Origin of the sequence: Nostoc sp. ATCC 53789 (assembly GCF_009873495.1) — a bacterium.
GTDB lineage: Bacteria > Cyanobacteriota > Cyanobacteriia > Cyanobacteriales > Nostocaceae > Nostoc > Nostoc muscorum_A.
The window spans coordinates 3345469-3361446 of sequence record NZ_CP046703.1 but is presented as its reverse complement, the minus strand read 5'-3'; the positions used below and the strand labels follow the sequence as shown (position 1 = coordinate 3361446).

At 41.4% G+C, this 15978-nt stretch carries 3 protein-coding genes and 1 pseudogene; all 4 read right to left on the bottom strand.

Features of this window, described 5'->3' with window-relative positions:
• Positions 1-271 precede the first annotated feature (271 nt).
• Positions 272-2941, bottom strand: a pseudogene (locus GJB62_RS13780) (type I polyketide synthase); the annotation flags it as partial.
• Between the two features lie 54 nt (positions 2942-2995).
• A complete protein-coding gene (locus GJB62_RS13775) occupies positions 2996-6199 on the bottom strand; it encodes a non-ribosomal peptide synthetase (RefSeq protein WP_114083430.1) in 3204 nt (1067 codons plus the stop codon).
• Between the two features lie 150 nt (positions 6200-6349).
• Positions 6350-7114: a class I SAM-dependent methyltransferase gene (locus GJB62_RS13770; protein WP_114083431.1), complete on the bottom strand. Its 765-nt coding sequence runs from the start codon at positions 7112-7114 to the stop codon at positions 6350-6352.
• A gap of 48 nt (positions 7115-7162) precedes the next feature.
• Positions 7163-15952 carry a non-ribosomal peptide synthetase gene (locus tag GJB62_RS13765; RefSeq protein ID WP_114083432.1) on the bottom strand — a complete coding sequence of 2930 codons (8790 nt, stop codon included), beginning with the start codon at positions 15950-15952 and terminating at the stop codon, positions 7163-7165.
• Between the last annotated feature and the right edge of the window lie 26 nt (positions 15953-15978).

The window sequence follows — 15978 nt, the reverse complement described above, 5'->3', positions numbered from 1 at the left end:
CTGTTAGCTGAAATCATATATCTTTTTCTAATAGTTCTAATTGCTTAAACATGATAGAGATTTGACTATTTATTATTTTTTTAATACGATCTCCACTGTTTTGATTTTTGCTATTAAGTTGAAGGATATTGTTTTGCTGGGATTGAATACTTAAATGTTGTGATTTATCTCCTAAATTATTTGGTTGACTACTAATTTGTTCATTCTGCAACTTCTGATCATTATAATTTTCTTTGCTATTCAATCGATTCAACTCATTAACGTTAGCAGAATCAATCCAGTATTTTTTTCGTTCAAAAGGATAAGTCGGTAAAGGAAGTCGATGAAGTTTTTGATTGGCATAAAACCCTGACCAATCTACTTGTATCCCATACATCCATAAAGATCCCAGAGTCTTTAATAAAAATACAGCATCAGATTGTTGATCTTGAGGATGACTTATAGAACAAAACACAAATTTTTCCGGGAATTGTTGCTTAGTCAAAGTACTTAAAGTGCGACCAGCCCCAACTTCTAAAAAAATCCGATTTGGCTGTTTACACAATTCAGTAATGCCATCAGCAAAGCGTACTGATGACCGCAAATGTTTAGCCCAATAACTGTTATTTATTGCCTCTTCTGGAGTGATCCAAGTACCAGTTACGTTAGATAAAAAAGGAATTTTTGGGTGATTAAGATTGATTTTTGCTAATAGCTTGGTAAACGGCTCTAGAATCGAGTCCATCATTTGAGAATGAAAGGCGTGAGATGTATGCAGAGAACGGTAGTCAATCCCTTGCTCAGTTAAGCGGTTTTGCAAATCTTCAATCTCTGCGCTTGGGCCCGAAACTACACAACGCTCTGGTGCGTTAATGGCTGCTAAGGAGAGTTTATCACCTAGCATCTGCATAACTTTTTTCTCCGGTAGCGCTACAGCCAGCATTGCGCCTGAAGGTAGTTGCTGCATCAGTTGCCCACGAGTAGCAACTAGCATCAAAGCATCTTCTAGAGAAAATACCCCAGCTAAACAAGCAGCGACATATTCTCCTATACTGTGACCAATCATTGCACTAGGATGCACTCCTCTAGCTATCCACAATTGTGCTAAAGCATATTCAATTACGAACAACGCCGGCTGGGTAATATTAGTTTGTATTAACTGCTGTGTCGCCCATTGGCTCTGTTCTTGGCTGGGATAGAGAATAGTGCATAAGTCTAACCCTAAAATAGGTTTAAGTTGCTTACAGCAATAATCAACTTGTTCGCGGAAAATTGGCTCAGTTTGGTATAATCCTAGACCCATTCCTACATATTGAGATCCCTGACCAGGAAACATAAATACAACTTCTGGCTCACCTGGTTCTTGATAGTGCGTGAGAACTCGTTCCCGGTCTTTTGTTTCTAAAACTTTGATTGCATCATCAATATCTTGACAAACTACCATCCGACGATAGTCAAAAGCTCGACGGCCTACTTTAAGAGTGTAAGCAACATCAGCTAAGTTTAAATCGGGATGCTGTTTGAGGTGATTAGCCAGATTTGCCGTAGCTGTCTCTAATGCTGATTCTGTTTTCGCAGAAACAACTAACAGATGATGTTTCCTACCCTGCTCCCCTTGCCTCCACTGCTTCTCTACCGGAGCTTCTTCTAGAACTACATGAGCATTAGTGCCACCAATACCAAAAGAACTGACTCCTGCACGTCTAGGATTCCCGTTTGACTTCCATTCTGAAAGCTTGTCGTTAACGTAGAAGGGACTATTAGCAAAATCAATCTGGGGTGATGGTTCTTGAAAGTGTAAGCTGGGTGGTATTTGCTTGTGTTTGAGTGCGAGGACAGTCTTGATTAAGCCTGCAACACCAGATGCAGTATCTAGGTGGCCGATATTCGTTTTTACTGAACCAATAGCACAGAAATTCTTTTTCTGAGTTCTGGCGCGAAAAGATTTAGTTAACGCTGCAATTTCAATCGGATCTCCTAAAACGGTGCCGGTGCCATGAGCCTCTACATAACTGACCATATCGGGTTCAATTCTGCTGATGGCGAGAGCTTCAGCAATCACTTTGGCTTGACCATCGATACTAGGAGCTGTATAGCCAATTTTGGCAGAACCATCATTATTAATCGCTGAACCTTTAATTACAGCATGAATATAGTCTCCATTAGCGATCGCATCTGCTAATCGTTTTAAAATTACTATACCTACCCCATCACCGCCAACTGTTCCTTGCGCTTTGGCATCAAAGGCGCGGCAATGTCCATCGGGAGACAAAATTCCTCCCTCTTGATACGCATAGCCAGTCTTTTTTAAGTTAGTTATAGAAACTCCACCTGCTAAAACCAGATCGGATTCACGATCTATTAAGCTTTGGCAGGCTAAATGAATAGCAACTAATGAACTAGAACATCCAGTTTGGACGGTGATAGCTGAACCCTTTAAATCTAATTTATAAGCAACTCGTGTAGTCAGATTATCTGTACGATTATGATGTCTAATTTGGTCAAGACCAACTAATTTGATTAATTCAGGATTAGAAAAAAGATTGAATAAAAAGTAACTACTAATACTGGCGCTACCGTAAACACTAATTCGACCTTGATAAGTTTTAGAATCATAGCCAGCACTTTCCAAAGCCTCCCAAGCTGTTTCCAAAAAGAGGCGGTGCTGGGGATCTATTATTTCTGCTGTTTTGGGAGAGTAATCAAAGAATGCAGCATCAAATAATTCTATATCTTCTAGTACAGCATTTGCTTTGACATAATTTGGGTTATTTAAGGTAGTTGTATCTACTCCCATTGATTCTAGCTCTTGGTCTGAAAAAAATGAAATTGCTTCCAAACCATCTTTGAGGTTTTGCCAGAACTTATCCAAATTACTGGCTTTAGGAAAACGTCCCGATATACCGATAATAGCTATGTCTAAATCGCTGATTTGAGTCTCCTTACAATCGTCAGGTGTCATGGGTAAGCTGTTATTAGTAAAGGTTTTGTCCGTGCTACTTTTGGTCACATTATTTTACCTATATTGCGCCCTTGACTGCCTAGAATCAGTGCGGCTTTGGGCGCGTTGAGTGCTTTCTTCAAAAGAAGCTACTTCCGTCTGTTTTCGGGTTAAATATTTAGCTAATGAGTTGATAGTTGGATATTCAAATAAATTAATCACTGATATATTGCTGAGGAAAATTTCTCGTAGTTTAGCGTGAGCTTGAACAAGCAATAATGAGTGACCACCGATATCAAAGAAATTATCATGAATGCCCACTTTCTCAACATGAAGGATCTGTTGCCAGATATCAGCGATGCTTTGCTCTACCTCAGTTTGTGGTGGTTCATAATTTGCTGCCAATTCTGGGCGATCGCCATTTGATTCTGGAAGTGCATTACGGTTGATTTTACCATTGGATGTTAGTGGCAGAGCCTTCAACATGATAAAAGTTGAGGGCATCATGTATTCTGGTAGTTTTTCTCTAAGAAATTTTTGCAGTTCGCTAACATTGGGTGTTTGTGTTTGCTTAGAAACAACGTAGGCTATTAAGGATTTGTTGCTATTGTCTTCCCGAACAGAAACTACAGCTTGTTGTACTTGCGGATGTTGACACAGTACGCTTTCAATTTCTCCAAGTTCAACACGGAAACCCCTAATTTTTACCTGCTGATCAACTCGCCCAATGAATTCAATATTGCCGTCAGCTAAGTAACGAGCCATATCACCAGTTTTGTATAGACGTGAACCCATCTCTGCAAAAGGATTAGGAATAAACTTTTCTGCCGTTAGATCAGAGCGATTGAGATAACCTCTGGCTAACCCCGCACCACCAATATACAATTCACCTGGTACACCAATGGGTACTGGTTGCAGTTGCTTATCTAGTAGATAAATCTGCGTATTGGCAAGCGGACGACCAAGGGGTACTGTCTGCGTACTAATTTGCTGATTTTGAACTGCGAAGGTAGTAACCCCTACGGTGGCTTCTGTAGGGCCATAGTGATTGAAGATTAAGCTGGATGGAGCTTGCTGCCGAATCTGCTCAATAAGTTGCCAACTTGCAGCTTCGCCACCCAGAATTAGCTGCTGGCGGGGCAAGATGGAATCGGATGGGGCAGAGGCGAGAAGAGTAGCAAGGTGGGAGGGGACAATTTTGAGGCAGTCAATGGGATGGGTGCGGCAGTATTTTGCCAAGATTGCTGAGTCAGTAGCACACTCAATGGATAATATATGCAGACATCCACCAGTACAAAGGGCAGCAAAGATTCCAGTGTTACCCAAGTCAGCAGCTAAGGTGGAAACAGTGGCAAAGTTAGTTGTGCTTGATAAGTCTAACCTCTGTGTGATTCCGTGAAGGTAATTCAGCAGTTGCTGGTGTTCGATGGCAACTCCCTTCGGTTTACCAGTAGAGCCAGAGGTGAACAAAACATAAACTAAATTCTGGGCTGTTACTGCACTGATGGAATTTTCATCTTTATGATCGGCAATGATATCCCAATCTGTGTCTAAGCAAATTATCTGTGCTACATCTGTTGGCAGGTTATCGACTAATCGCTGTTGTGTCAATATCAATGGTATTTCGATATCCTGCAATCGGCTAGCAAAACCTTCCTTGGGTAAGGTTGGATCTAGTGGTAGATAGGCTCCACCAGCTTTTATGATGCCCAAAAGCCCAATAATCATCAAGAGCGATCGCTCTGTGCAAAGTCCTACTAAAACTTCCGGCTTGACTCCTCGCTGTTGCAAATAGTGGGCAAGTTGATTAGCTTTGCGGTTCAACTGTGCATAAGTGAGTTGCTGATCTTCAAAGACAACGGCAATTTTATTTGGTGTTTTTTGTACTTGTTCTTCAAATAGTTGGTGAATACATTTATATTGGGGATTGTCAATATGTGTTTGGTTAAATTCTACTAGTAATTGTTGGCGATCGCTAAAGCTGAGAATTTCTAATTGGCTAATCTTCTCTTCGGGATGAGCAGTTACACTCGTTAATAAAGTTTGGAATTCTCTGGCTAGACGTTCAATAGTATCGGCTGTAAAGTAATTTACATCGTAGTAGAACTCTGTGGTTAAAGAATGCTCGCGTTGAGTACAAGTGAGTTTTACTTTAAATTGTTCAATACAACTGTAATATTGCTCAAGAGAAAATGATACGTCGCCAGCAACGAGTTTTTCTGGTAGTTGCTCAAACTCGAAGCCGATGGGAAAAGCTAGTTGTTCGTGATTTTCTATCGGTTCTGGCACAAAATAATCTTGCCATTCTGCACTAGCTTCTATAGTCTGATTAGTTAATTGTACAACTTCTTGAAAGCGTAAGTCTGGTGTCAAATGGCTTTTAATTGGCAACCAAGTAGCAACAAGTCCTAATAAACTGTATAGTTCTTCGTAGTCTCTGCGATCGCTAGCCATACCAATAACGATATCTGGCTGTCCTGTAAGTCGCCAAATCAGCGTTTGCCAGCAAGCTAGTAAGATGACAGCAGTAGAATTATCATACTTTTGAGCTAAGTTGGCAATCTTGGCTGTCACATCAGGAGGAATATCTAATCGACAGCAGTTGATCTCAAACTTGGATGGCTGTGACGGCTGGCTTTCAAAAGGTAATTTCAACGAAGCAAGTCGAGAAAGTTGCTCATGCCAATATTGCTTGGCTGCTTCTGCATCTTCATCTGCGAGTAATTGATTCTGCCATTCTGAGAATTGTAGATATTGTACAACTTCTTCAGATAGTCTCTCACCTTGTAAACAAGCAGAGTATGAATTGCTGATTTCTGTCACCAGATTTTTGAGTGTCCAAGTATCGGCACAAACTGAAGGCAGACTAATAACTAAAATATGCTTTTTTGTTGATAGCGTTAGTAGAGATATATGTAACAGTGTTCCTTGCTCAAAGTCCAAAGTTAGGGACGCTGCTGTTTGGAAAAGCTCTGCAATTTTACTTGAGATTTCTTTGGGTTCACAATGACTCAGATCGATGTTATCCCACGATAGAATACTACTATTTTTTACATCCATCATAGGAATTTTCATTCCCGGTAGGCAGTGAAAAGTTGTACGTAAAATTCCATGTCGAATAATGACTTGTTCTAAAGCAGCTTTTAATACTTCTGGTTTGAGATTGCCTTCTAGAAGAAGGGCACATTGAGCAAAATAAGCGGAATTATTTTGCTGTAATGACCAAATATGTTTCTGTTGAGGGGAAAGGCGAAAACCTTGAGTTATTTGAGTTGGCATATATAGGAATCCTAAATCATTTTTAAAATAAATTAACCACAGAGGCGCAGAGAACGCAGAGAGAAGAATTGGAGATGTTCACGACTTATTTAGGATGGTTATATTTATCGTTATTCTTCATAAAGAAAATACAATGTTGCTGAGTTATGCCTATTTACTTAGCTGTTTACGACAAACGAAGCAGGCAGCTTCAGAGGTTTTGTTTACTTCAAGTTCGCGGTTAATATCATAGATACTGATTTCTGTGAATCCTACTTTTTCCAGAGCTATTTTAACCTCTGCTGCTGAATAAGGTTTTAAGAAAAAGCTTCTATCTAAGCGTTGCCAGTTACCATTTATAAATTCAAATCTGGTGGTATCTTTTCGACCTATTTTGGTATTTGGATCGTAGCTCCAAATATCAACCCAGACATTATCTTCTTTAACACCCCCACCAGATTCGTTATTTTTCCAATTTGATTCACATAATTCTTCTAGATATAATTCAAAGGCAAATATACCATTTTCTAGCAAAGCATCATACACGTTTTGCAATGTATTCTGTAATTCTTCAATGCTGAGGATATAATTCAGAACTACATCTGTGGAAATAACTGCATGAAAAGTTGGCGGTAATTTAAAAAAGCGGGCATCATCTAGAATAAACTTAGCTTCTGGTGCATTCTCACGAGCAATATTAAGCATTCCTTCAGAGCTATCAAGCCCAGTTACTTGATAACCTCTTTTTAGTAGCCGTTGGGCAATTTGTCCTGTACCGCAACCGAGGTCAAAAATATGCGCTCCTTCTGGAATATTTTGAAGGATTAATTTGTCTATACACTCCAGCACAATGTCGTGGCGTTCTAGTAGACTTTTCAAATCGTAAATGGAAGCGATCGCATCATGATTAGTATTGCGTTGTTCTGAAGATATCAAGTATTCATCCTCCTTTTAATGGAATTTATTTATATTTATTTTTTTCGATTATTGAATCATTTCTGCCATTGCCACAACAAGTTTGCGAGAACCTATATATGGATTTCGCCCGTGAGCAGTCAGCATATTATCTAACATTAAAATATCAGTTTTTTGCCAAGTAAAGCTCGTCTGAGACTGCTGATAAACTTCATTTATTTCTGCAATAACTGAGTCTTCTATAGGAGTACCGTCTCCGTAATGAACATTACGCGGTAGCTTTTCATCTCCAAAAGTAGACAATAAAGATTCCCGAACTTCTGGATCTAGATACGCTATATGGTGTAACTGAATTTGATTAAAAAATACAGGTTCGTTCGTTTTTGGATGTACTGCTAAAGCTGGACGAACTTGGCGCGTAATTAGACTGTTATCATCATACCATTCAAAATCAATTTTAGTCTGACGACAATAATTTTCTACGATAGATTTATCATCGGTACGAAAGAAGTTTTGCCAGCTTACATCTAGACCATTTGTATAGTGACGAACATACATTAATTGTTTTTGATCTAATCTTTCCCGCAGCTTGGTATTGAGAATTTTGTAAGCTTTGCGGCAGTCTATAATCGGTGTTTCTCCACCTTGTTGTGCTGGTTGCACACAGAAAAACCAAATTTTCAGCGGCCACTGATGTAAATGAGAGCTTTCATTATGAAAAAGGATTGCTTTATCCGGTGGATAAGGGGTAGAACCATAAACTTTACCACCTTCTCCAGTTCGAGGTAAATCACCATAATCACCAAACAATTCTGGCGAAATTGTCTGAGCAAAACTTTCAAATTCTGAGACTAATTCTACATTAAAACCTCGAAATAAAATTGCCCCATGCTTTAATAATTCTGTCTGGATAAATTCCTGGTTAGTTTTAGCCCAAGTTACCAAATCAATATCGTCTGTAGCTGGCTGAATTACGAGAGGAAATGTTTGCCCAGGTTGGAGATAATTAGTTTTTACCAATGTTTCTGGTAACAAGCTAACAGCTTTGGGAGTAATGCCGATTAACTTTTTCTGATTAAAGGCTCTACGTTCTTTTTTTTGTATAGCTTGTTGTTCTCTTTCAGCTTCGGTAAGCATTTCTAAGCTACCAATCCGAGCATCGGGTTGTGAAATTATACTGTTAAGAAGTGTCTGGAAGCGATCGGTCATAAGAGTGATAGTGCTGGCATCAAATAAGTCAGAGTTATATTGCCAATTACCTGAAATTCCTTGCTCTGTTTCAGTCAGAAATAGTGCTAAATCAAATCTAGCGACTTTGTGTTCAATTTCTAATAAACTTAAGGTTAGTCCTGGTAATTCCAAAGGCGGCATGGGTGCATTTTGGAGGACAAATAATACCTGAAATAATGGCGGAGTGTTGCTTAAATTCCGCTCTGGTTGTAGAGCTTTTACTAATTCATCAAAAGGTAAGTCTTGATGAGCATAAGCTCCTAATGCTACTTGACGCACTCGCCCAAGCAACTCTCGAAAACTTGGATTACCACTCAAGTCGGTGCGTAAGACAAGCAGATTCACAAAAAAACCTATCAGCAACTCAGTTTCAGCTAAGTTACGGTTAGCAACATCAGTGCCAATCACGATGTCATCTTGATTTGTGTAGCGTTGTAGTAATACCTGAAATCCTGCTAGCAAGGTCATAAATAAGGTGACACCCTGCTGGCGTGAGAGGGTTTGCAGTGCTAAGGACTCTTGAGGAGGAATTACAAAAGTTTGAGAAGCACCCCGGCGGGTTTTAATGTCTGTGCGGGGACGATCTGATAATTGCATTACAGGGAGGTTATTCCCCAATTGTTGCTTCCAGTAGGCAAGTTGAGTTTCTAGTACTTCTCCTTGTAACCACTGTCTTTGCCACACAGCAAAGTCTGCATATTGGATGGGTAATTCTGGAAGTAGAAAAGGTTTGTTACAAGAAAAGGCTTCGTACAGTAATGCTAACTCCCGAATGAATATACCCATTGACCAGCCATCTGAAACAATATGGTGGATTGTGAACAATACTATATGCTCTTGTTCACCGACGCACAGGACAGTGCATCGCATTAATGGAGCTTGGGCTAGATCAAAAGTGTGTTGGGCTGACTCGATAATGAGTTGTTGAATTTTAACTTCCCGTTCTACCTCTGGTAAGTCGCGTAGGTCTAATACTGGCAATGTCACAGTTTGGGTTAAGATGTTAGCGCCGGTTTCGGTGGGAATCGCCTGAAATGGTTGTCCATCTACCATATAAAAAGTAGTATTCAGGACTTCGTGACGACGGACAATTTCATTCAAACTCTGTTCTAGCAAAGCCACATTCAAAGAACCTATGAACCGCACAGCGACAGGTATGTTGTACATAAAGCTGTCTGGTTGGAGTTGCTCTAATAACCATAATCTTTGTTGGGCAAACGACAGGGGTAAGTGACCATCTCTAGCAACGCGCTGGATGGGCGGAATTTCTCTGACTATTTCTGCTTTCATTGCCTTGTGAATTTCTGCGGCTAGTCTAGCTACCGTTGGTGACTCAAATAAACCACGTAGAGGTAAATCGACCTCAAAAGCTTTCTTCACGCGAGAAATAACTCTGGTTGCTAATAGTGAATGCCCCCCTAACTCAAAGAAATTGTCATAGATACTAAGGATTTCCACACCCAGAACTTCTTGCCAAATCCCGGCTAATACTTCTTCTACTGGATTGCGAGGTGCGATCGCACTTCCTTCGAGATGGGGTCTGGCTGGATCAAATGCAGGCAAGGCACGGCGGTCTATTTTGCCATTAGGTGTTAAGGGCAGTGCTTCCAAAATCACAAAGGCTCTTGGTATCATATAACTTGGTAGTTTCTTCTCTAAAAAGCGGCTCAGTTCACTAATTGCCACTACCCGATCGCGCTGAAGAACTACATAAGCTACCAAACGGCGATCGCTGGGTTCATCGCCCTGAATCACAACTACACTTGTCTGCACCTCTGGATGTTGGTTTAGTAAGGCTTCAATTTCTCCAAGTTCGATACGGAAGCCCCGAACTTTCACCTGATGATCGATCCGTCCCAAAAACTCTATGGTTCCGTCGGCTCGGTAGCGAACCAAGTCCCCAGTTTTGTAAAGGCGATACTTCTTTGAAAATTGGTCTTCTTTCACTCTGCTTTGAAAGGGGTGCGAGATGAACTTCTCGACTGTGAGTTCTGGTCTGTGAAGATAACCACGAGCTAATCCAGCACCACCAATATGCAATTCACCCGGAATTCCCACAGGAACTAATTTCTGCCCTGGATCTAAAATATAGAATTGTGTGTTGGCAATCGGGCGACCGATAGAGACGATGCCATCTTGTGGCTCCATTTGCTCGTCTACCTTGTGAATCGCTGACCAAATGGTGGTTTCTGTTGGCCCGTATAAGTTCCACACTTGGCAGCCTCCTTTGAGCAACTGATCCGCAAGACTGCGATCGAGGGCTTCACCGCCACAAAGAATTTTCAGCCTACTACTACCTTGCCACCCAGCAGCTAGCAGCAGCCTCCAGGTAGCTGGCGTAGCTTGCATGACTGTAGCACCAGAAGAAACTAGCTGTTCTGACAACTGCGTGGCATCAGTTGCCACTTGACGGCTGACTATTACCAAACGAGCGCCAGTAATTAATGGCAGATATAGTTCTAGTGCGGCAATATCAAAGGATAATGTGGTGACAGAGAGAAGGATATCTTGCTGAGTCAGCCCAGGATTCAGGCGCATCGTACTTAAGAAGTTAACGACAGCACTGTGGGTAATCTGCACTCCTTTTGGTTGACCAGTAGAACCAGAGGTGTAAATCACATAAGCCAAGTTGTCAGCAGTGGCGTTGTGAATGGGATTGTCAGCAATACCTTTGGGAATTTTCTCCAGACATACTACCTGAGCTTGATGTTGTGGCAACGCCGCTAGTAAATTCTGTTGAGTTAGCAGTACTGACACTTGGGCATCTTCTAGCATGAATGCGAGGCGTTCCGCAGGATAGGCTGGATCGATTGGTAGATATGCACCACCCGCTTTCAGGATGCCCAATAGTCCAATAATCATTTCTAGCGATCGCTCTGTGCAAATTCCCACTAGGGTTTCTTTTCCTACACCCAGTGTTTGTAAATGGTGTGCTAGCTGATTTGCACGGGTATTTAGCTGTTGATAGGTAAGTTGTTGATCTTCAAAAACTACTGCAATCGCATTTGGTGTTCGTTCTACCTGCGCCTCAAACAACTGATGAATACAAACTTTCGGATAATCAGCTTGCGAATCGTTCCAATTTACTAGTAGTTGCTGTTGTTCTGCCTGGGTCAAAATTGGTAAATCTGATAGCTGCTGGTCTGGATTGGCGACAATTCCCTCTAGCAAGGTTTGGAAATGTCCTTGCATCCTAGCGATCGCAGCTGAGTCAAATAAATCGGTGTTGTACTCGAACACCCCGATTAATCCTTGTGCAGTGTCAGTCAGCGACAAAGTTAAATCAAATCTGGCTATTTCAGTGTCTACTTCCACTGGAGTAAGACTCAATCCTGAAAGCTTCAGTGTTTCCATTGGAGCATTCTGCAACACGAACATCACTTGAAATAGCGGCGTGTGTCCCAGGTTGCGTTCTGGTTGCAACTCTGCAACTAGCTGCTCAAAGGGTAAATCTTGGTGAGTATAAGCATCCAGTGTTACTTCTCGAATTCGCCGCAGCAATTCTCTAAAACTCGGATTCCCTGATAAGTCGGTACGCAAAACTAGGGTATTGACAAAAAAGCCGATTAGTCCCTCTATCTCGCTACGGTTGCGATTGGCGATCGGAGAACCGACGAGGATATCAGTTTGACTTGTATAACGATACAGCAAGGTTTTGAATGCTGCAAGCATTGTCATGAATAGAGTGACTGCTTCCCGTTGCGAAATTGACTTGAGCGCCTGGGAGAGAGTTTGAGGAATAAACCACGACTGCTTTTTGCCTCTAAAGGTTTGAATAGCTGGGCGCTGGCGATCGCTTGGGAGTTGCAGCACTGGTAAATTTCCACCTAACTGCTGTTTCCAATAAGCCATCTGGGAGGAACGTACCTCTGTTTGCAACCACTGTCGCTGCCATAAGGTAAAGTCTGCGTATTGGATAGGCAGATTGGGCAATAGTAAAAGCGTGCTAGTAGAGAATGATTCATAAAGTGCAGCCACTTCCCGAATCAGCACCCCTGCTGACCAAGCATCAGCAACAATGTGGTGGATGGTGAACAGCAAAATATGCTCATCCTCTGCCAATTGCAACAAGGTGGTTTGTAGCAATGGACTTTGAGTTAAGTCAAAAGAATGCCGTGCGTGCAAATTAGTCAGCCGTCGTGTCTCCGCCTCTCGTTCCTCTAGAGATAACTTCTGAAGATCCACCACTGGTAAGGTGATGTTGAGTGCTGGCGCAATAACTTGCACTGGTTCGCCATTGACGTTGACAAAACTAGTTCGCAAAGCTTCATGGCGTTGCACAATTTCTTGAAAACTCTGCTCTAAAATTGGGACATTGAGTGAGCCTTTAAGTAAAATCGCACTGGAGATGTTGTAAAAAGGATTGCTCGGATCTAATTGGTCAAGGAACCACAATCTTTGCTGGGCAAAAGATAAAGGTAATGCTTCATTCCGAGGAACGCGCTCAATTGGTGGAATTTCTAATTTCTCACTGCTCCTCATTGCCGTTTCAATCAGTTCCGCAAGTCCGGCGATCGTAGGTTTCTCAAACAAACTACGTAACCGCATCTCTACTTGGAAGGCTTCGCGCACTTGGGAAACAACTTGTGTAGCTAGTAACGAGTGCCCTCCCAATTCAAAAAAGTTATTGTGGATGCCCACACGCTCAATACCAAGCAACCCAATCCAAATTCCCGCTAGTACTTCTTCAACTGGCGTGCGAGGAGTTGCCAAACTGGTTTCTAATTCAGGGCGCACGGGGTTAAGTTCTAGCAACGCCTGACGGTCTACCTTGCCGTTGGGAGTTAGTGGTAATGCTTTGAGGATAATAAAGGTTGAAGGTAGCATATACTCAGGCAACCTGTCCCGAATATAGCCGCGCAGTTCATTGGTCGAGCAAGGGGATTCTTCGGAAGGTACAACAAAAGCTGCCAGATATTTTTGCCCAGATTCTGATTCTCTTACTAAAACTACAACCTCTCGCACATGAGGATACTGATTTAATACAGCTTCAATTTCACCCAGTTCGATACGGAAACCCCGAATTTTAACTTGGTTGTCGATACGGCCAAGAAATTCAATCGTGCCGTTTGGCAGATAACGACCTAAGTCACCAGTTTTGTAAAGTCGCGCTCCCGGTATGTCGCTGTAAGGATGGGGAATAAATTTCAAAGCTGTTTGATCGGGCTGATTGAGATAGCATCGAGCAAGACCCGCACCACCAATGTAGATTTCGCCCTTGACTCCTAGGGGAGCTAGTTTGTAGTTTTCTTCTAAAATATATACTTGGGTGTTAGCAATTGAGCGACCAAGGGGGACTGTTGCTGCTAAATGACGCTCGACTTGCTCAGGCACAATCTCTAGGGTACAGACACCAACACAAGCTTCTGTCGGCCCGTAGTGATTGAAGATTAGGCAATCTGGGGTATAGTGCTGAATCTGCTCGATTAAATGCCAATTAGCAACTTCACCACCCAGGATCAATCGCTGACGGGGCAAGATGAACTTAGCCGAAGAAGATGCCAAAAGGGAGGCTAGGTGAGAGGGGACAATTTTAAGACAATCGATTGGATGTTTACCACAGTATTCTGCTAAGGCTGCTGAGTCAGTAGCACGCTGATATGATATCAAATGCAGACATCCTCCTGTACAAAGAGCAGGAAAGATAACGGTGTTACCCAAGTCGGCAGCCAAGGTGGAAACAGTGGCGAAGTTGATCCCGCCTGGCAGGTTTAACCTATCTATAATGGCATTGACGTAATTAAGAAGTTGTTGATGTGCGATCGCAACTCCCTTCGGTTTACCTGTAGAACCAGAGGTGAACAGTACATATACTAAATTCTCAGGTGTCACTTCACTGCTGGGATTCTCATCTTTGTTTTGAGCAATAACCTCCCAATCTGTGTCTAAACAGATTACCTTGGCTGCATCTGTTGGCAAAATATTTAGCCAACACTGTTGTGTCAAAATGATATCTACTTGAATCCCTTGCAAGCGTAAGTTCAGACTTCCCTGTGGCAAAGTTGGATCTAGCGGTAGGTATGCGCCACCAGCTTTGAGGATTCCTAATAATCCAATCATCATTTCCAGCGATCGCTCTGTGCAAAGTCCTACCACAACTTCCGCCTTAACTCCTTGTTGTTGCAAGTAGTGAGCTAGTTGATTGACTTTGCTGTTCAACTGTGCGTAAGTCAGTTGTTGGTCTTCAAAGACAATGGCAATGTTATCAGGTGTTCTTTGTGCTTGTTCTTCAAACAGTTGGTGAATACACTTAGTCTGTGGATAATCGCGCTGATTATTATTCACCTCGTATAGCAGTTGGTGTCTCTCAATTTGGCTGAGAACCTCTAACTCGCTGATTGTCGCATCTGGATTAGCGATCGCACTAGCCAATAAAGTCTGAAATTGCTCTATCAAACGTTTAATGTCTTCTGCCTGGAATACGCTAGAGTCGTAGTGCAATTCTGCTGTTAATGTGTCATCTTGGCGCAGGCAAGAAAGTTTTAATTTAAACCGTTCAATACAGGCATACTGCTGATAAATTTTAAACGATACATCAGCAGCAAGATACTTATCTGGCTGTTCTCTAAATTCAAAACCAAGCGGAAAGAAATGTAAGGTATTTTGTGTTAATCCTGCTATTTGTTCCCAGCTAAAATAATCTTGAATTTTGTCTAACTGCTGAATTGATTGGTTATTGTTGTATACAATATCTTTAATTTTAGATGTTGCTTTTAAATCAATACTTAACGGTAAACATTTAGAAAATAGTCCAACAACTGTCTCTAGTTCTTGATATTTTCTCCCGGCAAAAGCCATGCCTATTGTCAGATATTCTTGTTTAGTTAAGCGCCAATTTAAAATCTGCCAGCAAGCCAATAAAAACTCAAATATTGAAGTATTATTATATTGATTTAAAATATCGATTTGTTTTATTAATTCAGGAGCGATCGCAAAAGTTTTAGTTTGTGGTTTAAATACTAATTTGTCAATAGATTGTTTTCCAAAAGGAAGTTTTAATCCTTGCAAATCCAACGCAATATTTTGTTTTTGCCAATAGTCTCTACCAGCTTCTGTCTCTGCTCCTTCCAACAATTCATTTTGCCATTCAGCTAGGTCTGCATATTGTAATGGTTCGTTCTCTATTTCTTCACCCTGTAAGCAAGCTGCATAAAACTGACTAATTTCTTGCACCAAAATTTCTAGTGTAGCAATATCTGCACAAAGCCCTGGTAAGCTCACAATTAATACATATTTGGATGCCGATAAAGTCACTAAACATAGCTGTAAAGGAGAACCTTGTATAATATCAAAAGGCTGTTGACTGATTTTATGAAATAATTCTTTCAGCGAGTTCTCTTGCTCTTGAGGTGTCAAACTGCTCAAATCATAAGTGTTATCCAAGTTTATCTTCTGCTTACCAATTACCTGCAATGGGATAGTCATTCCAGGTAAAGAGCGAAAGTTTGTACGGATAATTTCGTGGCGATTGACAACTCTTTCTAAGACTAATTTTAAAATATTGACATCTAAATCTCCCTCAATTAAAACAGCACACTGAGAACGATAAGGAAGGTTATCAATTTCTTGCAATTGCCACAGATGTTTTTGCTGGGGTGAGAGTCGAAAACCTTGCATTTCCTCTAGCATTCTGATTCTCCGTACTTGCCACTAAA

What these genes read in the sequence shown, in the direction of transcription:
- GJB62_RS13775 (WP_114083430.1), bottom strand. Translation starts at nt 6,199, where the DNA reads ATGCCAACTCAAATAACTCAAGGTTTTCGCCTTTCCCCTCAACAGAAA.
- GJB62_RS13765 (WP_114083432.1), bottom strand. Translation starts at nt 15,952, where the DNA reads ATGCTAGAGGAAATGCAAGGTTTTCGACTCTCACCCCAGCAAAAACAT.